This is a genomic window from Photorhabdus australis DSM 17609 (genome assembly GCF_000711895.1).
In the GTDB taxonomy this organism is placed as follows: Bacteria; Pseudomonadota; Gammaproteobacteria; order Enterobacterales; family Enterobacteriaceae; genus Photorhabdus; species Photorhabdus australis.
The window spans coordinates 47,885-70,602 of record NZ_JONO01000004.1 but is presented as its reverse complement, the minus strand read 5'-3'; the positions used below and the strand labels follow the sequence as shown (position 1 = coordinate 70,602).

Below are 22,718 nucleotides of genomic sequence, written 5' to 3'. Positions count from 1 at the left end.
GAAACTAATAATGGAACTGACGATATCTAGAGATAATATTAAGTTTCTTCTCAAGAAAATAGATAATTTAATTGATATTGAAAATAAGAAAAATGGCGGCGCCCTTGCGGTTGCTGTTACTCATGAAAATGAAACCATCTATAAGCGCTATATTGGGCAAGCCAGCATTGAACATTCTGCTGCGATAACTCCAAATACGAAATTCTATATGGCGAGTGTTTCAAAACAATTCACGGCTTTTTGTATTGCTTTGCTGGAAAAATCCGGAAAGCTCAACGTTAAAGATAAAGTTGGGAAATATGTGGATTATTTCCCAACACGTTTCTCTGATATTACCATTGAGCATCTTATTCATCATACCAGTGGGTTACGAGATAAATATGTCCCTTATGGCTTGGCAGGTAAAAATTCAGATTTTGATCATCGTAGTATAGATTTATTAAGAAAACTAATTAAACGGCAACAGGCACTTAATTTCACTCCGGGAGAACGCTTTCGTTATAGCAATACGGGCTATAATTTGTTGGCAGAAATTATCAAAGTAGTTTCAGGTAAATCGTTAAGAGAATATGCGAAAGAAAATATTTTTATTCCGTTAAAGATGAATAATACCTCTTTCTACGATGAAGTTACTGAGATTATCGCTGATCGGGCGATAGGTTATGTTTATAACGAAGATGCAAAACAATGGATAAGATCGGATCACAACGATTCAACTATAGGTAGTGCGGGGCTTCGTTCTACAGTGAGTGATTTATGTCGCTGGATGAAGGCATTTTATTCACCATCGATTGTCCGGGACATGTTGCCTCATTTATCTCGTATGCCAAATTTAGCCAATGGCAATCGTAACAATTATGCTTACGGCTTGATGATCAACCAACGTGAAGGGCAAAAGATAATACGGCACGATGGTTCCTATGGTGGTTTTAAAGCTGAGGTTTGTATTTTACCTGATGTTAAATTAGGTATCGTGATTACTGCTGCAACAGGTATTAATGCTGTTGAATTTACTAATCAATGTCTTAATGTATTATTTAACACTGATATGACTGAGCCAGAGCATTGTCGAACCAGTAATATTGATATTACCGGTATGTTCAAGGGGATTGATCCCTATCCCTATATTATTACCAGAGAAGATTGCTATTTATTAGGTAATTTATTCGAGAAAGGTAATCCGATTATTTTTAACGCTGATGGGACATTCCAGGAGAAAGGGGGAGAAATCCGATTCAGACCTGTCATTGGAAATAATGAAGTTATCGCACTGGAAGAAATTGATGAAAATGGCAATGTTTTTTATCTGAAAAAGATGACTGATAAAAGTGATATCGATATTCAGCGATTGTCAGGACGATATTATAATCACGAAACAGAATCGATTATTAATATTGATGTGTTCGGTAATGATATTTATATCGATGCGGTTGTCTTACCCGGAAAAAAAGAAGTCTTACGATGGGCCTACGAGAATAGTTATTTTTATCAGTCTACAGAGCTGATTATTGATTTTAAATTGAACTCTGATACTAATAAACCTCATCTTTATGTCAATGATTCACGTTGTTGGAAGATAGAATTTGTCCCGATTGAGTTTAATTGATAAGGTTGTAACTATGAATTAAGAATGATATTTTTTTATAGGATGAAGAGATTCGATTGAAAGCATAAAGATATTTTCTATCTAATCTATTTATTTTCGGTCAGAACTATCATGATGATGTTCTGGCCGTTTTTTTACATAGCTTATGCACTTTAAATGATTATGTGAGCTATTTTCAGTGACTTGAAATCTAAAATTGCCGAATAAATTACCTTGATTTCCAGCACTGATATAAAACTTCCACATCAGGAGAAGTGAGCAGTTTCATCGCTTTTTTTAGCTGTTCCAAGGGCCAGTGCCACCATTGCATCTCAGTCAGCATAGCGATTTACTCATCAGAAAAACGCTTTCTAATAATTTTCACAGGATTTCCGCCAACAATAGTATAGTGATATTATACATAATTGAGAAATATAGTTTAATCTTGATCACAATAAAAGGAGTGTGAATTTATTATAGAGAGTAAATTATGTGATATTGATTCCTATTTCTCCAACTTAATGTTGAAAAAATATTTTAGTCTAGGATATATAGGATAGAGTAATTAAATAGATTTTTATTTGGTTTCGAAATTATATTTATTTTAATGTTATCATTTGTTTTCTATAGATATCATTATCTGTGATTAATTGTTATTTTTAATAAGTAAGATAAAACAATAATAGGTTGAAATAATTCACATGATTAATATAAATAAAACATATTCATCTGAAGATGATCAGATATCTTGTGATCTTGATTCTGAAGTCGTTATTGGGTTAGTTGGTGCTGTAGGAACTGATTTGGAAATAATCAAAGATTCTATAACACAGAAGCTTAATGCGTTTAGATATGATGTGCAGGAGATAAGAATATCTTCTGAAAAGCAAGATCAAGGATATTACCGAGTATGGCAGGGTTGTGCATGCTGAGATGGAAGCTATCTTAGCATGTGCAAGAAGTAATATTAGTACTTATAATGGAATATTATATTGTACTACATTTCCATGTCATAATTGTGCAAAACATATCGTTGCCAGTGGTATAAAACGAGTTGTCTATATTGAACCTTATCCTAAAAGTAAAGCCTTTGATTTTCACCCTGATTCTATTTCAACTCCTGAGGGAGGGGTAGCTGACAATAAAGTAATTTTTGAGCCATTTGTGGGGGTTGGGCCTCGTTGTTTCTTTAATTTATTCTCTATAAATCTAGGAGTAGGTTATAAAATCAAAAGAAAAAATAAAGAGGGTAAAACTTTTAATTGGGATAGGAGAGATGGAAAACTCAGAATGAAGATGCTATCATTATCTTATATAGAGAAAGAGACCGAATCAGCAGCTAATGTAGATAGATTAATAAAGGAGTTAAAGAAATGACTAAGAAAGAGGAGTTTTTAGCTTATTTAAGTGAAGCGAGTAAAATAGTTGAACAATGGCCAGATTGGAAGAAAGGTGGATTGAAAACGCACCGTAACCTACAAACATCTGGTAAAGATAAATCTAAGACTTATGCGATTGATGAGAATAAAAAATAAATTGGTATAACTTATTCTTACTTATTGAAAAACAGAGAACTTGATAATGTTTTTCTGTTTTCTGACTGTTATATAACGAATTAAAATAATAAAGTAAGGTTTTATTTTAACACCCTGATAGTTACATCGATGTGGATAAATATAAAGAGTAACCCTTTTTAGGGTTACTAGTAAATATAGTGAATAACTCAAACTCATTATTTGTTTTCAAAAAATGCCCGTTTTAAACCTAATTCCAGACCGCGAATTTCTGCTAAACCTTTTAAACGGCCAATACAGGAGTAACCGGGATTAGTTTGTTTTTTTAGGTCATCAATTATTTGATGGCCGTGGTCAGGGCGCATTGGGATTAAACGGTTATCTCCAGCTTGTTTACGGCGATATTCTTCACGTAGGATTTCCATAACTACGTTATACATATCCACATCACCTGCCAGATGAGCAGCTTCATGGAAAGTTTTGCTGTTTTCTTCCCGTTGAGTGGAGCGCAAGTGAGTGAAATAGATTCGGTTGCCATAGCGCTTAATCATCTCAACCAGATCATTATCACTACGAACACCGTAGGAACCGGTGCACATGGTAATGCCGTTAACCGGGCTTGGTTCAATGGTTGTCAGCCATTCAATATCTTCAATGGTAGAAATAATACGTGGTAAGCCCAGAATAGGACGAGGTGGATCATCCGGGTGAATTGCCAGACGTAAACCATATTCTTCACATACAGGAACAATCTGGTGCAGGAAATAAGCCAAATGCTCACGCAGTTTATCGCGGGTAATATTCTGGTAGCGATCTAATTGTGTCTGAAATTCCGCTAACGTGTAGCCCTCTTCGGCCCCCGGCAGACCGGCAATAATATTAGTCGTGAGTTTTCTCATGTCAGTGGCAGACATATTGTCGTAATAGACTTTTGCCTGAACTTGTTCTTCAACGGTGTAATCAGCTGATGCGCCTGGGCGTTTAAGGATATAGATTTCAAATGCAGCAAAGGCAATTTGATCAAAACGCAGGGCTTTAGAACCATCAGGGAGTCGGTACTCAAGATCAGTACGTGTCCAATCGAGTACTGGCATAAAATTATAGCAAATGGTATTGATGCCGCATTCCGCCAAGTTTTTCAGTGAAGTTTTGTAGTTATTAATCCATTGTTGATAGTGACCGGTCTGGGTTTTAATTTCTTCATGAACAGGTATACTTTCAACAACTGACCAGATAAGTCCCTTATTTTCGATAAGGGTTTTACGAGCCAAGATTTCCTCTTTATGCCAAACATGTCCGTTAGGAATATGATGCAACGCGGTAACGATGCCGGTTGCACCAGCCTGACGGATATCATCTAAAGAAACAGGGTCATTTAGGCCGAACCAACGCCAGGTTTGTTCCATTGTTATCTACCTTTACACAAACGCTAGAATGAAAAACAGTCACTAAAACCACTGGATATAAAAACGTATTTGTTAATTATTTCGTTAGATTAATTACGCCTCTTTGCTATTTCATAAGGATATGAATTAAAAAGATAACCGTCGAAATAGGGATCATCAATATTAGACAGTTCCAGTAAACGTAATTTCACATTCTCCAAATGTTGCCACATTGCTTGTTTGGCAGCTGCCGGATCTTTCTTGATCATGGCGGATAAAATGATCTGGTGATCATGCAACCACTCTTTACGATAATCTTTATCGGTAATTCGATTATGCAGTTTCTGCCACATAGGATTATTTTCCCGCCATGCCCAGGATTGTTTAAGCAGCTCAACTAACATGCTGTTATGGGTGGCTTCAGCAATAGCCAGATGAAATTCTCTGTCACCGGATTCATCTTCACCAGAGGCCAAATCTTCGGATTCCTTTTGTAATGCTCGACGCATATTAGCAATATTATTTGGTGTTGCTTGCATGGCGGCAAATTCAGCAATATTACTTTCCAACAATTGGCGAGCTTGTAATAGCTCAAAAGGTCCCGCTGCATTGACTGAACATGCAGAAGCAGGCAATAGGTGAGGGAGGCTGATAATATAAACCCCGGAACCTTTACGGACTTCGATCAGATTTTCCAGTTCGAGCATAATTAATGCTTCACGAACAACTGTTCTGGAAACCCCTAATAATTCAGCAAGTTCCCGCTCTGGTGGTAAGCGATCCCCAATGTGATATTGCTGGTTAGCAATCATTTGTCTTAATGAAATACCGACGTCTTGATAAGGACGTTTTGACTCAAGTAAATGCTTCATCCTGTTACTACCATTAAGATGACTATCTATTATTAATTGCATAGATCATAGTCAAAAATATAAATTGGTCAACCAAAAACCCATTTCAGAGTGAAGGTCAAAGACCTTCACCTTTGATGATTATTTTACTGCGCGAATGCGTTCTACCATACGGTAAAGCATTGGATCGCTTTTCTTAATGTCGTCGTACATAGGTTTAACCGCTTCTTCAAATGATTTTTTATCAACATCGACGAACTTAACCCCAATTTTTTCGGCATGTTGGCGCTCTTTTACTTCTGACTTTTCCCATAATTTCGTCATATATTCCGAGGAATGAACTGCTGCATTTATAAGGATTTTTTGTTGCTCTGATGACAACTTATTTAAAGATTTATTAGAAATCACCAGCACATCTGGCACCATTGTGTGCTTATCCAGTGAAAAATATCTGGCAACTTCACTGTGACGGCTCAGGTTGAAAGAGGGAATGTTATTTTCTGCGGCATCGACAACACCCTGTTGCAGAGCAGTATATAATTCGCCGTAAGCTAAAGGTGTTGGATTACCTCCCAGGCTTTTCACCATTGAAATGGCTGTTGGGCTAGGTTGTACCCGGATCTTCATGCCTTTGAGATCCGCAGGAGTTCGAATGGGTTTTTTGGCGTAAAAGCTGCGTGCACCTGCTTCATAGTAGGTTATACCAATAAACCCACGGTTTTTACTGGAAGCAAGAATCTCTTTACCTATCTCTCCATTTTTAATTTTTTCGAAGTGTGCTTGATCTCGGAATAGATAAGGCAGGTTAAAAGCGGAATATGTGGGTGAGAACGCTTCCAGCTCTGCGGCGTTTGATTTGACTAAATCTAACGCACCATTTTGCATTAATTCCATCGATTCCCGCTGGTTGCCCAATTGTGCATCTGGATAGATCCGAATACGAACATCACCGTTTGTTTTTTGGCGAACTTCATCAGCAAACTGAGTCATTGCCTTGTGTACTGCATGATCACGGCTATGGTTATGGCTGAGTTTTAATGTTGTCACTGCCATGACTTGTGACGCTCCCAGGGTAAACATCGCCCCGATTACAGTACATAAAATACGCTTAGAATTGTTCATTGTTCGTTCTCCAATTGCTGTAAATAGGTTACGGGCACAACTGAACTGACGGCCAAACCATAAGCACCACTCCCGCTGTCGTCAAAAAGTAAATATTATTTGGTTGACCAATATCACAAAATAATCGCGCCAGTGAGTAAACCAATCAGTTTGTGATCCCGCTCACTGGATGTTTTTTTGACCTGGATCTTATAATCCTGGTGACATAACGTTCTCTTTACTTATTTTGGTCAAGCATTTCTCGGTTATTTGGTTGACCAAATGTGGCATCTATTAAAGCCAATAAAGGACAAGTTCCATGAAAAACCTTGTGGATTACATCAATAAAGGCTTGGCATTTTTTACAATCTGCCTTTCTGTTTTTTTGGTGTTTTGTGTGACATGGCAGGTCGTTTCCCGCTATGTACTTGGTACGCCGAGTACGGTAACGGATGAACTCGCCCGTTATCTGTTTATGTGGGTCGCTATGATTGGCGCAGCATATACCACAGGCCAACACCGCCACTTAGCTATCGACCTGTTAGCGATGAAACTTAAGAGGGTAGGTAAAAATATTGTGGGTCTGGTTGTACAGACCTCGATTGCTCTGTTTGCTTCCGTGGTGCTGGTATATGGCGGATCGGTGCTGGCTATTTCGACGCTTGAAACTGGGCAAATCACTCCCGCGTTGGGGCTACCGATGGGATATGTCTACTTATGTCTGCCAATCAGCGGTGTTCTGATGATCTTCTATGTGCTGGTAGATAGCGTTGCTCTTATTCAGAATTTTTCAGGCAAAGATACTGCCATTTCAGAAAGTCATTGAAATCACCAGACAAGACAGAAGAGGATGAGCTTATGGATTGGCAAGTTGTTTTAGCTTTGTTTGGTAGTTTCGCGGTATTACTGGCACTTGGTGTCCCGGTATCCTTTGCGATTAGCTTGTCATCATTACTGGCCATTATGATGACGCTACCAATGGAAACGGCTATTACTGTTGTCGCTCAACGTATGGCTGCAGGTGTTGATAACTTCTCTTTACTGGCTATTCCGTTCTTTATTTTGGCGGGAAATATTATGAATCAGGGGGGAATTGCTACCCGGTTGATTAATCTGGCAAAAGTTATTGGTGGTCGCTTGCCCGGTTCACTGGTTCACGTCAATATTATGGCGAATATGTTTTTCGGTGCAATTTCAGGTTCTGCGGTGGCATCTGCTGCGGCAGTCGGTGGAACGATGGCGCCAATGCAGAAAAAAGAGGGCTATGAACCGGAATATTCTGCCGCAGTAAACATTGCTTCCTGCCCTATCGGTTTGTTGATCCCACCAAGTAATACTTTGATTGTTTATTCACTGGTTTCCGGTGGTACATCAATTGCTGCGCTGTTTCTTGCAGGTTATATTCCTGGCATTCTTATGGGGGTATCTCTGATGATAGTGGCGGCAATTATTGCTAAACGCCGTGGCTATCCAGTCTCACCAAGGCCCACGTGGAACGAGTTTTTTATCACTTTGATTCGTGCATTGCCTTCTCTGATGCTGATTGTGCTTATTATGGGCGGTATCATTGCCGGTATTTTTACTGCGACAGAAGCTTCCGCGATTGCAGTGTTGTACAGCTTTGTACTAGCAGTGCTGATTTATCGCGAAGTCAGTATTACTAAACTGCCAAAAATCATTTTGGATTCTGCTGTGACCACTTCCATTGTTCTGCTGCTGATTGGTGCATCAATGGGAATGTCCTGGGCAATGGCAAATGCTGATCTGCCCTATCTGATTGCTGATGCATTGATGGTAGTTTCAGAAAACCCGCTGGTTATTCTGCTGGTCATTAATATCATCCTGTTACTGGTTGGCACCTTTATGGATATGACCCCGGCGATTCTGATTTTTACGCCGATTTTTCTGCCTGTGGCGCAGAATATGGGGGTTGATCCGGTACACTTCGGCATCATTATGACCTTTAATCTGGCTATTGGTATCTGTACGCCGCCGGTAGGAAGTGCGCTATTTGTTGGTTGTTCCATTGGTGAGGTCAGTATTAATCAGGTGTTGAAGCCTCTGGTGCCAATGTACTGCGCTTTGATTATCGCCTTAATGCTGGTGACCTTTATGCCACAGCTGAGTCTGTGGTTGCCTAAGATGTTACTGAATTACTAATTATTCAGGTAATTTGCGTTTTAAAAAAAAGGAATTGTTCCATGATTCGCAATATAGCCAATTGCAAAATCAACTCTGCTATTTCTTGCCCTTCCTATGATCGTAAAAGGTTGGTTGCCCGTATTGTTCATCTGGGGTGTGGCGCGTTTCATCGGGCACATCAGGCAGTTTTTACGCATCATATGCTAGAAAAAACAAACAGTGATTGGGGAATTTGTGAAGTCAACTTATTCTCCGGCCATACGTTGATTCAGCAACTTAAAGATCAGGATTGCTTGTGTACCATTGCGGAAAAAGAGGCAGAAAAAACTGAGCTGAAAATTATTGGCTCTATGGTTGATGCTTTGCATCCTGAGTTTGTGGGGCAGCAAGGTATTCTGGCAACCATGGCACAGCCGCAGGTGGCGATTATCTCTCTGACAATCACTGAAAAAGGTTATTGTACCGATATAGCCAGCGGTAAGCTGGATGAAAATAATGCGTTGATTCAACAAGATTTAGCCAACCCAACCGCACCAACATCCGCTATTGGCTATATTGTTGAAGCGCTTCGCCTGCGTTATGAACGTGGTTTACCGCCGCTGACGGTGATGTCCTGTGATAACGTCAAAGAAAATGGCAATGTTGCTCGTGAAGCAGTGGTGGGTTTTGCCCGTTTACGTGATGAAAAACTGGCGCAGTGGATTGAACTAAATGTGACTTTCCCATGCACAATGGTTGACCGCATTGTTCCTGCTGCAACATCAGAATCGTTGGAGGAGATTGCCGAACAGTTAGGTGTATATGATCCCTGTGCAATCACCTGTGAACCTTTCCGTCAGTGGGTGATTGAAGATAATTTTGCCAATGGCCGCCCAAACTGGGATTTAGCAGGGGCACAATTCGTTAAAGATGTCGGGCCTTTTGAAACCATGAAATTACGGATGCTAAACGGTAGCCACTCATTTTTGGCTTATCTGGGTTATCTGGGAGGGTATGCACATATTGCTGATACGATGGTTAATCCCGATTACCGGCAAGCCGTTTTGGATCTGATGTTGCAAGAGCAAGCACCAACTCTGACGATGCCGATAGGAACAGATCTTTCCCAATATGCCCATCTGCTGATTGAGCGTTTCAGTAATCCCAGCCTTAAACACCAGACTTGGCAGATAGCAATGGATGGCAGCCAGAAATTACCACAGCGTATGTTGGACTCTGTGACTTATCACCTGATCAATGGCAGCGATTATCCTCACCTGGCTTTAGGTATTGCCGGATGGATGCGTTATGTCAGCGGTAAAGATGAGCAAGACAAATTGATTGATGTGCGCGATCCACTGGTGGAGCAATTTAAATCTATTTACCAGCAATATGGGTTATCTGCTGATGTGGTACCTGCATTGTTGGCTGTTTTTGGCAATTCATTGTCAGCCAATCCGCATTTTGTCCGGGCAGTGACTGAAGCTTACCAGCGATTACTAGATTGCGGCGCTCGTCAGGCGGTGGCAGTATTCTGAATGGGATGGCAGGAGAGAAATATGAAAAATTTTATGTGTGAAGATTTTCTACTAAACAATGAAACTGCCCGCCAGTTATATCATGAATACGCCGCAGATATGCCGATTTATGATTATCACTGTCATCTTAATCCACGTGAAATTGCTGAAAACCGCCAGTTTGATAACCTTGGTCAGATTTGGCTCGAAGGGGACCACTATAAATTGCGAGCAATGCGTTCTGTTGGTATTGATGAATCACTCATTACCGGCAGGCAAACCCGTGATGATGAAAAATATCGGGCGTGGGCAAAAACTGTACCGTTAACATTAGGAAATCCGCTTTATCACTGGACACATCTGGAATTACGTCGCCCATTTGGCGTTACCGGGAAATTGTTTGGGCCGCAAACTGCGGATGAAATCTGGCATCAATGCAATGAAAAGCTGGCAACTCCGGTGTTTTCAGCTCGTGGCATTATGCAGCAAATGAATGTGCGAATGGTTGGGACAACGGATGATCCGGTGGATTCTCTGGAATATCACCGCCAAATCGCGGCAGACGAGAATTTTGGTATCGAAGTATTACCGAGTTGGCGCCCTGACCGGGTATTTAAAATCGAGTTGGCGGGTTTTACTGACTATATCAAACAGCTTGAAGTTGTGGCTGATGTATCGATCTCTTCTTTCGCTGATCTGTTACACGCGTTGGAGCATCGTCTTAATCATTTTGCCGAGCATGGCTGCCGGGCTGCTGACCATGGCATAGAGAATCTGCGTTATGCGCCGGTTCCTGAGCAAACAGTCTTGAATGGTATTCTGCAAAAACGGCTGACTGGCGATACTCTCTCTGAGTTTGAAATTGCGCAGTACACAACGGCGGTTCTGGTGTGGCTTGGTCGGCAATATGCGGCCCGTGGTTGGGTGATGCAGCTGCATATCGGCGCTATCCGTAACAACAATACCCGCATGTTTCGTCTGCTTGGTGCGGATAGTGGTTTTGATTCCATTGGTGATAATAATATCGCCTGGCCGTTATCCCGCCTGCTGGATAGTATGGATGTGACGGATGAATTGCCGAAAACGATTCTTTACTGCCTGAATCCACGAGATAACGAAGTGATTGCAACGATGGCTGGTAACTTCCAAGGGGGCGGGATTGCCGGTAAAGTGCAGTTTGGTTCGGGCTGGTGGTTCAATGATCAGAAAGATGGCATGTTGCGCCAGCTTGAACAACTTTCTCAACTTGGGGTGTTGAGCCAGTTTGTCGGTATGTTGACTGATTCCCGTAGCTTTCTTTCATACACACGACATGAATACTTTCGTCGCATTCTGTGTAACTTGTTGGGGCAATGGGCAGAAAATGGTGAAATTCCCAACGATAGACTGATGTTAGGTCGAATGGTTGAGGATATTTGCTTTAATAACGCCCGCCGTTATTTTGCTTTGCCGGGAGAAAACCCATGAAGCAGATTGCGTTCCTTGGTGAATGTATGATTGAACTTAATGGCGCGCCTTTCGGTACTATGCATCAGACTTTTGGTGGTGATGCACTGAACAGTGCGGTTTATTTAGCACGAGCAAGCCAACAGAAAATTGCTGTCAATTTTGTGACTGCGTTGGGAATGGATTCACTCAGTGAAGGAATGATAAAACGTTGGCAAGACGAGGGTATTGATACCCGACTAGTTTTGCGTGATCCGGTTCATCAACCGGGATTGTATTTGATTCAACTTGATGAACAGGGAGAGCGTACCTTTCTGTACTGGCGTAATGATTCCGCCGCCCGTTATACGGTTCGTCATCCAGATTTCTCTTCTATTATTCAAGCATTGCAGCAGATGGATGCTATTTATCTCAGTGGCATCAGCTTGGCTATCTTGCCTACCGATGATCGTGAAAAGTTACTGAATCTGTTGGCTGAACTGGCTGAGCAAGGAAAAACCATCGTCTTTGACAGTAATTACCGCCCAGCATTATGGGAAAGTGTGGCAGAAGCCCAAGCCTGCCATCAGAAATTACTCCCTTTTACCTCACTGGCACTGGTGACAGATGAAGATGAATGTAATCTGTGGGGGGATAAATCGGTGACAGAAATCATGGCTCGCCTCAAACGGGTTGGGGTTAAAGAAGCTATTGTTAAAGTGGGTGCTGCTGGTTGCTATTATCAGCATTTGGTACAGGGTATGCTGATTGAGCAGATCCCAACGGAACCGGTTGCTAAAGTGGTCGATACTACGGCGGCGGGAGATGCCTTTAATGCCGGGTTTTTGGCTGGCTATCTAATGGGTTGCCCGATAAAACAAGCGGCAATCATGGGGCATCGTCTTGCGGGTATCGTCATTCAGCATAAAGGGGCGATTATTCCAAGCAGTGTTACTAAAACGATGACTGACAGCTTCTTTTCAGAGCAGGAGAAAAACTGATGAAACAAATGATTGAGCAGTTACGCCAGTTAAAAATTGTCCCGGTGATTGCTGTTGACCGAGTGGAAGATATTATTCCGTTGGGTAAAGCATTAGCTGACAATGGCTTACCCGTAGCGGAAATTACTTTTCGTTCTGCGGCAGCGGAGGACGCTATTCGTCTGCTGAGAAAGGCTCAGCCGAATATGCTGATTGGTGCAGGAACAGTTCTGAATCGTGAGCAGGTGGTTACTGCCAAGGAAGCGGGGGCGACTTTTATCGTTTCCCCGGGTTTTAATCCAAATACCGTTAAAGCCTGTCAGGAACTGAATATTCCGATTATTCCAGGTGTGAATAACCCAAGTGCGATTGAAGGTGCAATGGAATTGGGGCTGAAACTGCTGAAATTCTTCCCGGCGGAGCCTTCAGGTGGTTTGCCAATGATTAAAGCGATATTGGCACCTTATACTGAATTGCAAATTATGCCTACTGGGGGGATAGGGCCGAAGAATATCTGTGATTACCTTGCAGTGCCGCGTATTGTGGCGTGCGGTGGTTCATGGATGGTCAGTAAAGCGCTGGTAGACAGCCAAAACTGGCAGGAAATTGGCCGTTTGACTCGCGAAGCGGTAGCTTTGGTGAATGGTATTAATAAGTAGGATGGATTAATTATCAGCGGGCCTTGAGTTAACAACGCTGTATTCTCAGGAAGTTACTCTGGTGGAGGTTAACTTGCCTCATTCAGATTCAAGTATCCAAATCCACAGAGGTGAGTTAGGGCGCTATATTCTACAATGAGTTATTACTTGAATAAAATCAACAGATTCACCGATCTTTATTTCAACATTTACCCCTTTGACTTCATTGATATTGTTTATATGAGTGCCGCCACATGGAATAGTGACTACTGTGGAGTCAATAGTCGATTTCCATAATCTGGTATCACTGATCTCTTTTGATTTATATTCGACTGTGATTTCTGCTCCTTGGGTTAGCCAATTATTGAGCGTACTATTCACTTCTCTATTAATTTTATCCAGATTTTTAATTAATATATTTTTATCGAATCCTTTCTTTTTAAGTGATTTACCAAAGCGATAAATATCCACTGATTTAAGTTCTGTGATCGAAGATTGGTAAATTGCGGCTTTATCTAAATTATAATTTCCCAAATCATCGGTGTCGTACACCTTAGACCAGATACTATTTGTTGCTTTGTTTAATGCGAGAGACATAAAGTGAGCCATAGAATGTGCGGCACTTACCCTGTATCTTGTTTCATCATTCACAGATAAAGTGACTGTTTTCCCTATCAGGTTTCGTTCAGAAAATTCTTGTAAGTCAGGTAAATAGTGGGCTGGAATAATCTTGTTGGGTGGTGAATCTTGTTTCGTTATTTCCTGATCTATATATAAATGATCATTGAAAAGACCTGCGGTGTAAACTTTTGTTACGGCAAGTTTTTTATCGCCTATTGAAATTATTCCATTATCATATAATTGATCCGGCCAGTTATAGTTTTTAGGATAAAATGGACTATCCTGGGCTATCAAAATGGTGCCACCTTCGTATGGCATTGCCCCGATAATATTAGATTTTAATGTCAGGGTTCCTAGCATAAATGAAGCTTCTGCTTTTAAGAATTCATTAATATCTGTAGTCATGTAACACCCCGTTTGTCGCTAGTTATAACTTTTTGGCATCTATTTCTATTGGGTCATTTGTGAAGTTAATTCCCTAAGAAACAATGTAGAGCTTCGTTTTTCTTTCGAGTTTTATGCTAATTTGATAAAAACAGTACCAATATGTATGTAACATCTTTATTTATAGGTTATTTTAGGTATTGTTGCAAATGGAAAAGTCACATGTTTTAAATGTTTTGTTTACATGATCAATAGCTATTTTCAGAGTAAAATCTGTTGATTCGTTATCACAATAATTTTTTGGATCAAAAAATAGACAGTCGAACTAATGAGGTATATGATACATATACCTGATAAGGGGAAATAAATATGGTTGCTATGGTAAGAATTAATATAGATCTGCCAGAAGAAACAATTAGAAAGCTCGAGATTTTAAAGGAGCGTTCTCCCGATAAGTCACGTGCTGCACAGATCAGGAAAGCAATAGATGCTTACCTTGATGCTAATATTTCAGAACAGAATAACAGTGCTTTTGGTTTGTGGGGGGATAAAAAATTGGATGGATTGGAATATCAAAATAATTTACGCAAGGAATGGCAATGATTGCTATGAAGTCGTTATTTGATACTAATATATTGATTGACTATTTAAATGGATATGAACAAGCCGCGGAGACATTGAGAAAATATGGAAATAGTCCAGCTATTAGCTGTATAACATGGATGGAGGTTATGGTAGGAGCTAAGAAGCTGGACAAGGATAAAGAAAACGCAATAAGAATCTTTTTAGATGGCTTTGAGATTCTCAGTGTCACGAGTGACGTAGCAGAATGTGCAGTAGTTATCCGACATGAGAAAAAGATAAAGCTGCCTAATGCAATAATCTGGGCAACAGCTCAGCGAAATGGGCGGTTATTGATTACTAGAAACCCTAAAGATTTTCAAGATAATGCTGGTGTTATTCTTCCTTACGAACTGTCTAGCTCAAAAATAGGTTAATATTTTTATAGACTTCTTCATGGTATAAAAAGCCCGATGAGTTTTTCAAGGTACTTTGTATTCTAAATAGCTTTCCAAAATAGTGCTACACCTTACACTCGCTACATAACATATAACTCTATGTATAACAATTGGTTGAAGAAAGCCACGTGTAGCAGAATTATGAAACCTTATTTAGTAAATAAGTTAGCTAAATCGGTTATTCTGTGGGGTAGAAATTATATTTTCAGTATCTCATTGACTTGTTTTTTTAGTCCTTACGAAGGATGAACTTATAGAATAAAACTGTAAACCAGCGAGATTGTGGATGACTTAGAGGAATACGGGCCTTCTTGCTCGTAGCGTAATTATGTTGAGCTTACTATCCATGTGAAACTGTGACATCTATTGCCTTTTTCTATTGACATATTAGTTATATTAATAAAAATGTCTATGTCGCAATGACAATTCTAATTGGATATAAATTCAATGTAATAAAAACCGCGAAGAAGTTTTTAATATTCTCGCGGTAGTCGCGTTTTTTAAACTGGAAGAGCAATGGTTTTCTGTAAAGAAAAATCAAATCTCGGTACGTGGCTTCGCATTCTCCGCCAACCATGCCGCAATACGTTGCTTCTGCTCTTCTTTCAGCCACATACCCAATTTGGTACGGCGCCAGATGGCATCATCCAGCTCAACAACCCACTCGTTATTGACCAGATAACGTAGCTCTGCTTCATATAAACCTTGTCCGAAAGATTCACCGAGATCTGTTAGATTGTTAGCACCTTGCAGAATTAGTTCACTGTTGCTGCCATAAGTGCGTGCATAGCGCACGGCAACGCCTTCCGGTAACCAGTTGTAGCGTTTACGCAGTAAGCGAGCATAACCGTCACGATCACAGCCTTCCAGGTTACCACCCGGTAATTGACCATTTTTGGTCCAGGCTTTTCCGGCGTTGGGGTAATATTGAATCAGCTTCTCCATCGCGTGTTCTGCTAGCTTACGGTAGGTGGTTAACTTACCACCAAATATAGATAGCAATGGGGCTTTACCCTGTTCATCATGAATATCGAGCGTATAGTCACGGGTGATCGCTTGAGGTGAATCAGACTCGTCATCACACAGTGGGCGGACGCCAGAATAGCTCCAAACGATATCTTCACGGCTAAGCGGTTTCTTAAAGTGATCGTTATAGACTTTCAGCAGATAGTTGATTTCTTGATCATCTATCTTCACCTCTTTTGGATCGCCTTTATATTCCACATCGGTTGTACCAATAATGGAGAATTCATCCATCCAGGGAATAACAAATACGATACGATGGTCTTCGTTTTGCAGAATATAAGCTTGTGGCTCATCATGCACTCTTGGTACCACAATATGGCTGCCTTTGATCAGACGAATACCATAAGGTGATTTCAGTTTCAGGCTATCGTCAAAGAATTCTTTAACCCAAGGACCCGTTGCGTTAACCAGACCTTTTGCGCGCCAGGTATGGGTTTTACCCGTGCGTAAATCTTCGGCTTCAACCATCCAACCATCTTGTTCGCGCCAGGCACGAGTCACTTTTGTTCGGGTAAGGACCTCACCACCATGCTTTTTCACTTCCTGAGCGTTAAGGACAACTAAACGAGCATCATCAACCCAGCAGTCAGAATATTCAAAGCCACGGACCAATTCTGGTTTCAATACGGAATTAGCACCGAATTTCAGCCCCCTGCTGCCTGGTAAGCTGATACGTTTACCTAAATTGTCATAGAGGAACAAGCCAATACGGATCATCCATGCTGGACGCAGGTGTGGCTGGTGCGGCAGACGGAAACGCATTGGAAAAGCGATGTGTGGCGCGAGATTCAATAGAACTTCACGTTCTGCCAGCGCTTCGCTGACCAGACGGAATTCATAATGTTCCAGATAACGCAGGCCACCATGAATCAGTTTCGAACTGGCGGATGATGTGGCTTTGGCTAAGTCTTGTGCTTCCAGCAGCAGAACGGAGAGTCCACGGCCAGCAGCGTCAGCCGCGATACCCGCGCCATTGATCCCACCGCCGATAACAATCAAGTCTTTAGTTTCCATGCATCCCCCTAAATGTTCGAAACAGTTCTTTAATGTTCGTTTTCGCTCACAATTGTAATCAGAAATTTGTCAATAGCCAACCATTAGTTAGGAAAAAACATATTTGCGTGATAGACGTAGCAAATATTATCGTACCCATATAATTGACATGGTATTAATTAGAAAGCGATGAAGATGGAATGACCTAGAATTACAAGGAGATACTGAGAGATAGCGCTATCCCTCAGTATATACCCTTCATCCTTCAAGTTGCCTCTTTGTTGGCTGCACTCACTCACCCCGGTCACATAGTTAGCTATACTCCCGGGGATTCGCTCCCTTGCCGTCGCGAAGCATCTTGAAATCTATTGGGTATAGAGAAAATGATTAGCAAAGTTCGAGTTGAACATTATGTTGCTCAATCACTTTCTGGATGCCTGGAGGAGGGATTTGATCGGTAAACAAGCAATCAATGAGGTTCATATTACCTAAATTAACCATAGCATTGCGGCCAAACTTAGAATGGTCAGTTACCAGCATAACACAGCGGGAATTTTCGATAATTGCGCGTTTGATGCGTACTTCATGGTAATCAAACTCCAGTAGTGAGCCATCCATATCAATGCCACTAATGCCCAGAATGCCATAATCGAGCCGAAATTGGGAGATAAAATCCAGTGTGGCTTCGCCGATAATCCCACCGTCACGAGTGCGAACCTCACCACCCGCAAGGATTAAGCGAAAGTCTTCTTTTGCCATCAACAGGGTTGCGACGTTGAGGTTGTTGGTCACAATCCGTAGATCTTTATGATTTAACAGTGCGTGAGCGACGGCTTCTGGTGTCGTGCCGATGTCAATAAACAGTGTTGCGCCATCTGGGATCTGGCTGGCAACACGCCGGGCAATACGAGCTTTCTCTTCTGACCACATGACTTTGCGGTCATGATAAGCGGTATTAACTGAACTTGATGGCAATGCTGCACCGCCGTGATGCCGCTGTATTTTATTTTTATCTGCCAGATCATTCAGGTCACGGCGAATAGTCTGGGGGCTGACATTAAAGTGTTCAACCAACTCTTCAGTACTGACGTAGCCCTGAAGACGTACCAGCTCAACTATTGCATCATGCCGTTGAGTTTGCTTCACGATAGTCCCCTAATTCTTAAAAATGCCGGTTATTATTTTTAAATGTATGGCGGTTATCCCACAGTGCCATCAGTAAACCGATGGTTAAACCAGAGAAATGAGCTGCGTTGGCAATAGAGAGTCCAAACGTATCGAAGTAGCCAACAATCAGCCAGAGGATTGAAAAGGCCATCAAACCACGAGGAACGCCAATGCCGCGTTCGGGCGTGCGTTCACCAGTTAACCAAACATAGCCAATTAAGGCGTAGACAACACCAGAAAGGCCGCCGAAATGAGAGCCGCTGAATAATGATTGCCCCCAGCCACTAAAAACGGCGGAGACAATAGTGATAACAAACAGCTTTCCCGTACCGAGATGCTTTTCTGTTTGTCCGCCAAGATACCACCACCACATCAGATTGAATATGATATGGAGTAGTGAGAAATGCAGCAAACCGTGAGTAACCCAACGCCACAGCTCCATATGTTGGCTATTGTCAGGCCAAGCCAGCCAGGACATCACCTGATAATCCCCGGCGAGCTGCATCCAGAGATAAACAGCGATATTCAGAATTAGAACTGTGATCGTTAACGGGCCTACCTGACGACTCAAGTAATGCCAGTTCAGATTATTCTGGTATTTCAATGAGTGGCTGACTTTGCCAGATTGCCAACTGGCAGTCTGATAACGTTCGTTCAGTGGATCACGGGTAAATTTCTCCAGCTCTTGCTGAACCAGTGCGAGTTTAGTGTCATCTCCTAGCCACAGTTCTACATGGTGCTCATCGTGACCCGGACGCATAGCCAGGTATACCTGATGGGTTGCCATATAATCGATAAAACCTTGTGCCAGGCGTGGATTTGAAATAGTGATTACGCGGATCATGGGATGTTTGTTATGCCGGATTACGTAAGGAGTCAACAGCGTGAGGATAGTTTTTCAACCAGGCTTCAAAGCCGCCATTAATGCTGTAAACGGCTTCGAAACCCAGGTTCAATAAGTATTGAGCGGCATTTTGGCTGCTGTGACCGTGGTAACACATAACCATCACAGGCTGCTCAAAATTGGCCTGTAGCATAAATTCGTTCAATGTTTCATTGGTTAAATGAAAAGCCCCACAGGCATGACCGGCTTGGAAACTCTGTGGATCACGGATATCCACCATAATGGCGGATTTATCCTGCCAGTGTTGATAAGCTTGCTCGGGGCTGATTGCTTGAAAATGTTCCATATATTTTGAATTGCTCTTAGAATTTAGAGGCTATACCAATAGGTTATTATTGTAATGATATTTTCCCGACAGTTATCCGAACGGGAAAATCAGTTATTAGTAATAAGAATGTTCGCCGCGCTGATGTTCGGTTAAGTCTTTCACTCCTTTTAACTCAGGGAACATGTTCAACAACTCTTTTTCAATCCCTTCTTTCAGGGTGACATCGACCATTGAACAGCCATTACAACCACCACCGAACTGAAGGATAGCGAAACCTTCATCAGTGATTTCCATCAGGCTAACACGACCACCGTGACCGGCTAATTGTGGGTTAATTTGTGACTGTAGAACATATTCCACACGCTCGACAAGCGGAGCATCATCAGAAACCTTACGCATTTTGGCGTTGGGGGCTTTTAGTGTTAACTGGGAGCCTAGCTGATCAGTGACAAAATCAATTTCTGCTTCTTCAAGGAACGGCGCACTCAGTTCATCAACGTAAGCTGACAGTTTTTCAAATTTCAGTTCTGTATCTGTTGCTTCAACTGCATCCGGCGGGCAGTAAGACACACCACACTCAGCGGTAGGTGTACCTGGATTAATGACAAATACACGGATTTGTGTGCCGGGTTCTTGGTTTGCCAGTAATTTGGCAAAATGGGCTTGCGCTGTTTCAGTAATATTAATCATGTCATTTGCTCAATAGTTGACTGCTATAGTTGGTTATAATACGCCCATTCTCATATTGACTACAAGGTTCGACAAATCGCCCAGACCTGTATTGAACGGGCGCCAGCACGAATTAACAAACGGGAAATTTCAGTTATCGTCGCACCAGTGGTAATAACATCATCGAGTATCGCGACATGTTGTCCCACTACTGAGCCACAAAGCTGAAATGCTTTCCTGAGATTGGTTCTACGCTGTGCCGCTGATAAATTTCTTTGTGGTAGTGTAGCACGCGTGCGTTGCAGAATGCTTTGCTGATAGTCGCATTGTAGCCATTCTGATAATTGCTTTGCCATTAATTCTCCTTGATCAAATCCCCGTTTCCAGCGTCTGCGCCGATGCAGCGGCACACTAAGCAGAATATTAGGTTTACACCATCGCCCATCACGATAGCCCTGTTGCCAGTGCAGCAGAAACAGACGCGCCAAAACTGACGCAAGCTGTGGAGTCCTGTGATATTTATAGCGGCGAATAAGGTTGCTCAAGGGTGGGCGATAATCGGTAATCGCTATCATATTTTCCCATAGAGGTGGTTTCCTGATACAGCGTCCACAAGGCAATGACGTTAATTCTGAAGGCAGAGCGCAGCATGGACACAGGTTTGTCAGACGTTTCAGTTGCTTGTTGCAAAAACTGCATATTCCGTGATGTGGAAACCAAAGAGGCTGATGGCATAGCCAACAGTACCCAACCATTGTTAGCATAGGTTTCTTCCTTGATAGCAAATTAAAGTTGAGAATAACAATGGCTGATCTGTTTTGGCAGGTTTCTGATGGAAATTCGCGTGATCTTGTGTTGCTGCACGGTTGGGGGCTGAATGCGGAAGTCTGGCGTTCCATTGAAATGCGATGTGCCCCGCATTTTCGTTTGCATCTGGTGGATTTGCCAGGTTATGGCCGCAGCCAGAAATATGGCCCAATGAGCCTCGCGGATATGGCGGATGAAGTTTGGCGACATGCCCCTGAAAATGCGCTGTGGCTCGGTTGGTCGTTGGGTGGATTAGTTGCCAGCCGGATTGCACTTGATCATCAGGATAAGGTTGCTGGATTAATTACCGTGGCTTCTTCACCGCATTTCAGTGCAGAAAATGGCTGGCCGGGGATTAAGCCAGAAGTTTTGCGCGATTTCGAACATCAGTTGAGTGAAGATTTTCAGCGTACTGTCGAGCGGTTCTTGGCTTTACAGACGTTGGGCACAAATAGCGCTCGTCAAGATGCGAGGCTACTAAAATCCGTTGTGTTGGCACAGCCGATGCCTTCTGTTGAAGTACTGAATATTGGCTTAGAAATTTTACGTACTGAAGATTTAAGGGAGCCATTGGCTGAGCTTGCCATTCCATTCCTGCGGATTTACGGTTATCTGGATGGTTTGGTGCCAAGAAAAATCCTCAATATCTTGGATGAAAAATGGCCTAGTTCAGTTTCAACCATGATGCGTCATGCCGCTCATGCGCCTTTTATTTCTCATCCAGATGAGTTTGTGAAGTTATTAACTGAATTCGTTAGTAGAGAAGCGCTGTGAGTTTGATGAGTTCTTAAAATAGTAAAGCTTCTTCCGCGTGGATGCGGTGATTCAATTAATTTTTTCGTTGCATAGTAAAAAACTGCCGATCTTGTCGGTGAATTGATGCTATAGCGGGCGTTGGTGCTGCTGGTGCGCATAATTTTTTGGGTGATTTTATTGGGAGCATATCTGTGCTCGTTGCCTAAATAGATGGCTTGCTTCGCTCATGAAAGTAATCTATTTTGATTACTTTTGATGCACATGTTAAGATAGTAAATTAAATGGATTAATTTTATGTTTTCAGCAAACATTATAAGAGCGGCGTTCAAGGAGCTTTCTAAGCTACCTGTTGGTCTCAAAGTTTCAATGATTGAAGCCATAGAAGAATTAGAAGCTGCTGGAACAGATTTAAAAGAGCCTAAAAGTTAGAGACATTGGAAACGGGCTTAAAGAGTTAAGAGTGAGTGCTTCTGAGGGTATTGCGAGGGGATTTTTCTTTTTTGCAGTTGGACAACAGTTTTATGTGGTTCATATACTGCAAAAGAAAACCCAAAAAACGCCGAAGAAATCGCTCGATCTAGCAAACCAACGAATGCAAGAAGTTAAACGGAGTCTTAAAAATGTCTGATAATGATTATGATATTATCCCGTTTTCTGAAGCTAAAACGCTTCTTTTGGAAGACGCCGCGACTCTGGAAACATATAACGATATCCAGATCCGTAAGGCGTTGATGAAACAGCTTAAAGATGCACGTAAAGCGCTACATCTTACTCAACAGGATGTTGCTCAGAAGATTGGCACTCAGAAGCAGAACATTAGTCGTATGGAAAATGGTAAAAGTGTGCCAAATCTGGATACTTTAAGCCGCTACGCTGCCGCGCTTGGAGGGAGATTTGTTTTCCAAATGCCTGTAAATCAATAGACTGTATGTGTTTAGTTTGGACCAACAGATTGTTGATAGGCTCCCTTGCCGTCGCGATGCATCT

At 41.9% G+C, this 22,718-nt stretch carries 24 protein-coding genes and 1 pseudogene; 15 read left to right on the top strand and 10 right to left on the bottom strand.

Annotated elements, in window-relative coordinates; translation table 11 throughout:
• Positions 1–10 precede the first annotated feature (10 nt).
• From BO26_RS01270 to BO26_RS23365, 4 genes are all read left to right on the top strand, one after another.
• Positions 11–1,606: a serine hydrolase domain-containing protein gene (locus BO26_RS01270; protein WP_236637228.1), complete on the top strand. Its 1,596-nt coding sequence runs from the start codon at positions 11–13 to the stop codon at positions 1,604–1,606.
• A 680-nt stretch (positions 1,607–2,286) separates the two neighbouring features.
• Positions 2,287–2,517 (top strand): hypothetical protein, encoded by a 231-nt coding sequence (locus BO26_RS23850; RefSeq protein ID WP_051690827.1) that lies wholly within the window; start codon positions 2,287–2,289, stop codon positions 2,515–2,517.
• A gap of 1 nt (position 2,518) precedes the next feature.
• A complete protein-coding gene (locus BO26_RS01265; RefSeq protein ID WP_236637227.1) occupies positions 2,519–2,962 on the top strand; it encodes a hypothetical protein in 444 nt (147 codons plus the stop codon).
• Entirely contained in the window at positions 2,959–3,120 is a 162-nt protein-coding gene (locus tag BO26_RS23365; RefSeq protein ID WP_157835515.1) for a hypothetical protein, read from the top strand. Before BO26_RS01265 ends, BO26_RS23365 begins: the two co-directional genes overlap by 4 nt.
• A 197-nt stretch (positions 3,121–3,317) precedes the next feature.
• Here the strand turns inward: BO26_RS23365 and uxuA are convergent, their stop codons facing one another.
• The 3 genes from uxuA to BO26_RS01250 all read right to left on the bottom strand — a co-directional run bounded on the left by uxuA (position 3,318) and on the right by BO26_RS01250 (position 6,457).
• A complete protein-coding gene (gene uxuA, locus BO26_RS01260) occupies positions 3,318–4,505 on the bottom strand; it encodes a mannonate dehydratase (protein ID WP_036768229.1) in 1,188 nt (395 codons plus the stop codon).
• Between the two features lie 89 nt (positions 4,506–4,594).
• On the bottom strand, positions 4,595–5,356 hold the full coding sequence (locus BO26_RS01255; protein WP_036768228.1) for an FCD domain-containing protein: 762 nt from the start codon (positions 5,354–5,356) through the stop codon (positions 4,595–4,597).
• A 120-nt stretch (positions 5,357–5,476) separates the two neighbouring features.
• Positions 5,477–6,457: a TRAP transporter substrate-binding protein gene (locus tag BO26_RS01250; protein WP_036768227.1), complete on the bottom strand. Its 981-nt coding sequence runs from the start codon at positions 6,455–6,457 to the stop codon at positions 5,477–5,479.
• Positions 6,458–6,755: 298 nt separating this feature from the next.
• Here BO26_RS01250 and BO26_RS01245 point away from each other — a divergent pair, with 298 nt between their 5' ends.
• From BO26_RS01245 to BO26_RS01220, 6 genes are read left to right on the top strand one after another with little or no spacing between them, the layout of a single operon-like run.
• A complete protein-coding gene (locus BO26_RS01245; RefSeq protein WP_036768226.1) occupies positions 6,756–7,262 on the top strand; it encodes a TRAP transporter small permease in 507 nt (168 codons plus the stop codon).
• 32 nt (positions 7,263–7,294) lie between these two features.
• Positions 7,295–8,596 (top strand): TRAP transporter large permease, encoded by a 1,302-nt coding sequence (locus tag BO26_RS01240; RefSeq protein WP_036768225.1) that lies wholly within the window; start codon positions 7,295–7,297, stop codon positions 8,594–8,596.
• A 41-nt stretch (positions 8,597–8,637) separates the two neighbouring features.
• Complete coding sequence (locus BO26_RS01235) at positions 8,638–10,095, top strand: fructuronate reductase (protein ID WP_036768224.1); 1,458 nt, start codon at positions 8,638–8,640, stop codon at positions 10,093–10,095.
• A gap of 21 nt (positions 10,096–10,116) precedes the next feature.
• Positions 10,117–11,541, top strand: coding sequence for a glucuronate isomerase (gene uxaC, locus BO26_RS01230; protein WP_036768223.1), 1,425 nt, complete (start codon positions 10,117–10,119; stop codon positions 11,539–11,541).
• Positions 11,538–12,500 (top strand): sugar kinase, encoded by a 963-nt coding sequence (locus BO26_RS01225; protein ID WP_036768222.1) that lies wholly within the window; start codon positions 11,538–11,540, stop codon positions 12,498–12,500. Before uxaC ends, BO26_RS01225 begins: the two co-directional genes overlap by 4 nt.
• A complete protein-coding gene (locus BO26_RS01220) occupies positions 12,500–13,138 on the top strand; it encodes a bifunctional 4-hydroxy-2-oxoglutarate aldolase/2-dehydro-3-deoxy-phosphogluconate aldolase (protein ID WP_036768221.1) in 639 nt (212 codons plus the stop codon). The genes BO26_RS01225 and BO26_RS01220 overlap by 1 nt, the downstream gene beginning before the upstream one ends.
• Before the next feature lie 123 nt (positions 13,139–13,261).
• Here the strand turns inward: BO26_RS01220 and BO26_RS01215 are convergent, their stop codons facing one another.
• The gene (locus BO26_RS01215; RefSeq protein ID WP_036768220.1) at positions 13,262–14,143 is read right to left on the bottom strand and encodes a hypothetical protein; all 882 of its coding nucleotides are present in this window, start codon (positions 14,141–14,143) and stop codon (positions 13,262–13,264) included.
• A gap of 348 nt (positions 14,144–14,491) precedes the next feature.
• Here BO26_RS01215 and BO26_RS01210 point away from each other — a divergent pair, with 348 nt between their 5' ends.
• Both BO26_RS01210 and BO26_RS01205 read left to right on the top strand, forming a co-directional pair.
• Complete coding sequence (locus tag BO26_RS01210) at positions 14,492–14,725, top strand: ribbon-helix-helix protein, CopG family (RefSeq protein ID WP_229000188.1); 234 nt, start codon at positions 14,492–14,494, stop codon at positions 14,723–14,725.
• Positions 14,722–15,120: a type II toxin-antitoxin system VapC family toxin gene (locus BO26_RS01205; protein ID WP_036768219.1), complete on the top strand. Its 399-nt coding sequence runs from the start codon at positions 14,722–14,724 to the stop codon at positions 15,118–15,120. Before BO26_RS01210 ends, BO26_RS01205 begins: the two co-directional genes overlap by 4 nt.
• Positions 15,121–15,678: 558 nt before the next feature.
• Here the strand turns inward: BO26_RS01205 and glpD are convergent.
• The 6 genes from glpD to gntX form a co-directional block, all read right to left on the bottom strand.
• Complete coding sequence (gene glpD / locus BO26_RS01200) at positions 15,679–17,181, bottom strand: glycerol-3-phosphate dehydrogenase (RefSeq protein ID WP_036768218.1); 1,503 nt, start codon at positions 17,179–17,181, stop codon at positions 15,679–15,681.
• 366 nt (positions 17,182–17,547) lie between these two features.
• Positions 17,548–18,306, bottom strand: a complete 759-nt coding sequence (locus BO26_RS01195) for a DeoR/GlpR family transcriptional regulator (RefSeq protein ID WP_036768217.1) — start codon at positions 18,304–18,306, stop codon at positions 17,548–17,550.
• A gap of 16 nt (positions 18,307–18,322) precedes the next feature.
• The gene (gene glpG, locus BO26_RS01190) at positions 18,323–19,171 is read right to left on the bottom strand and encodes a rhomboid family intramembrane serine protease GlpG (protein ID WP_036768216.1); all 849 of its coding nucleotides are present in this window, start codon (positions 19,169–19,171) and stop codon (positions 18,323–18,325) included.
• A 10-nt stretch (positions 19,172–19,181) separates the two neighbouring features.
• On the bottom strand, positions 19,182–19,517 hold the full coding sequence (glpE, locus tag BO26_RS01185) for a thiosulfate sulfurtransferase GlpE (RefSeq protein WP_036768215.1): 336 nt from the start codon (positions 19,515–19,517) through the stop codon (positions 19,182–19,184).
• A 96-nt stretch (positions 19,518–19,613) separates the two neighbouring features.
• Positions 19,614–20,189 (bottom strand): Fe-S biogenesis protein NfuA, encoded by a 576-nt coding sequence (gene nfuA, locus BO26_RS01180; RefSeq protein WP_036768214.1) that lies wholly within the window; start codon positions 20,187–20,189, stop codon positions 19,614–19,616.
• Between the two features lie 59 nt (positions 20,190–20,248).
• Positions 20,249–20,932, bottom strand: a complete 684-nt coding sequence (gene gntX, locus BO26_RS01175; RefSeq protein WP_036768213.1) for a DNA utilization protein GntX — start codon at positions 20,930–20,932, stop codon at positions 20,249–20,251.
• A 40-nt stretch (positions 20,933–20,972) separates the two neighbouring features.
• On the opposite strand from gntX, the gene bioH reads away from it, so the two are divergent.
• The 3 genes and pseudogenes from bioH (at position 20,973) to BO26_RS01160 (ending at position 22,654) form a co-directional block, all read left to right on the top strand.
• Complete coding sequence (gene bioH, locus BO26_RS01170) at positions 20,973–21,749, top strand: pimeloyl-ACP methyl ester esterase BioH (protein WP_036768212.1); 777 nt, start codon at positions 20,973–20,975, stop codon at positions 21,747–21,749.
• A 276-nt stretch (positions 21,750–22,025) separates the two neighbouring features.
• A pseudogene (locus BO26_RS01165) lies at positions 22,026–22,359 on the top strand (type II toxin-antitoxin system RelE/ParE family toxin).
• Positions 22,352–22,654 (top strand): helix-turn-helix domain-containing protein, encoded by a 303-nt coding sequence (locus BO26_RS01160; protein WP_036768211.1) that lies wholly within the window; start codon positions 22,352–22,354, stop codon positions 22,652–22,654. The pseudogene BO26_RS01165 and the gene BO26_RS01160 overlap by 8 nt, the downstream one beginning before the upstream one ends.
• Positions 22,655–22,718: the final 64 nt, after the last annotated feature.

Bases quoted from the DNA above. Each gene is read 5' to 3' on its own strand.
- BO26_RS01270 (WP_236637228.1), top strand. From the start codon at position 11: ATGGAACTGACGATATCTAGAGATAATATTAAGTTTCTTCTCAAGAAA.
- BO26_RS23850 (WP_051690827.1), top strand. From the start codon at position 2,287: ATGATTAATATAAATAAAACATATTCATCTGAAGATGATCAGATATCT.
- BO26_RS01265 (WP_236637227.1), top strand. From the start codon at position 2,519: ATGGAAGCTATCTTAGCATGTGCAAGAAGTAATATTAGTACTTATAAT.
- BO26_RS23365 (WP_157835515.1), top strand. From the start codon at position 2,959: ATGACTAAGAAAGAGGAGTTTTTAGCTTATTTAAGTGAAGCGAGTAAA.
- uxuA (WP_036768229.1), bottom strand. From the start codon at position 4,505: ATGGAACAAACCTGGCGTTGGTTCGGCCTAAATGACCCTGTTTCTTTA.
- BO26_RS01255 (WP_036768228.1), bottom strand. From the start codon at position 5,356: ATGAAGCATTTACTTGAGTCAAAACGTCCTTATCAAGACGTCGGTATT.
- BO26_RS01250 (WP_036768227.1), bottom strand. From the start codon at position 6,457: ATGAACAATTCTAAGCGTATTTTATGTACTGTAATCGGGGCGATGTTT.
- BO26_RS01245 (WP_036768226.1), top strand. From the start codon at position 6,756: ATGAAAAACCTTGTGGATTACATCAATAAAGGCTTGGCATTTTTTACA.
- BO26_RS01240 (WP_036768225.1), top strand. From the start codon at position 7,295: ATGGATTGGCAAGTTGTTTTAGCTTTGTTTGGTAGTTTCGCGGTATTA.
- BO26_RS01235 (WP_036768224.1), top strand. From the start codon at position 8,638: ATGATTCGCAATATAGCCAATTGCAAAATCAACTCTGCTATTTCTTGC.
- uxaC (WP_036768223.1), top strand. From the start codon at position 10,117: ATGAAAAATTTTATGTGTGAAGATTTTCTACTAAACAATGAAACTGCC.
- BO26_RS01225 (WP_036768222.1), top strand. From the start codon at position 11,538: ATGAAGCAGATTGCGTTCCTTGGTGAATGTATGATTGAACTTAATGGC.
- BO26_RS01220 (WP_036768221.1), top strand. From the start codon at position 12,500: ATGAAACAAATGATTGAGCAGTTACGCCAGTTAAAAATTGTCCCGGTG.
- BO26_RS01215 (WP_036768220.1), bottom strand. From the start codon at position 14,143: ATGACTACAGATATTAATGAATTCTTAAAAGCAGAAGCTTCATTTATG.
- BO26_RS01210 (WP_229000188.1), top strand. From the start codon at position 14,492: ATGGTTGCTATGGTAAGAATTAATATAGATCTGCCAGAAGAAACAATT.
- BO26_RS01205 (WP_036768219.1), top strand. From the start codon at position 14,722: ATGATTGCTATGAAGTCGTTATTTGATACTAATATATTGATTGACTAT.
- glpD (WP_036768218.1), bottom strand. From the start codon at position 17,181: ATGGAAACTAAAGACTTGATTGTTATCGGCGGTGGGATCAATGGCGCG.
- glpG (WP_036768216.1), bottom strand. From the start codon at position 19,171: ATGATCCGCGTAATCACTATTTCAAATCCACGCCTGGCACAAGGTTTT.
- glpE (WP_036768215.1), bottom strand. From the start codon at position 19,517: ATGGAACATTTTCAAGCAATCAGCCCCGAGCAAGCTTATCAACACTGG.
- nfuA (WP_036768214.1), bottom strand. From the start codon at position 20,189: ATGATTAATATTACTGAAACAGCGCAAGCCCATTTTGCCAAATTACTG.
- gntX (WP_036768213.1), bottom strand. From the start codon at position 20,932: ATGCTAACAATGGTTGGGTACTGTTGGCTATGCCATCAGCCTCTTTGG.
- bioH (WP_036768212.1), top strand. From the start codon at position 20,973: ATGGCTGATCTGTTTTGGCAGGTTTCTGATGGAAATTCGCGTGATCTT.
- BO26_RS01160 (WP_036768211.1), top strand. From the start codon at position 22,352: ATGTCTGATAATGATTATGATATTATCCCGTTTTCTGAAGCTAAAACG.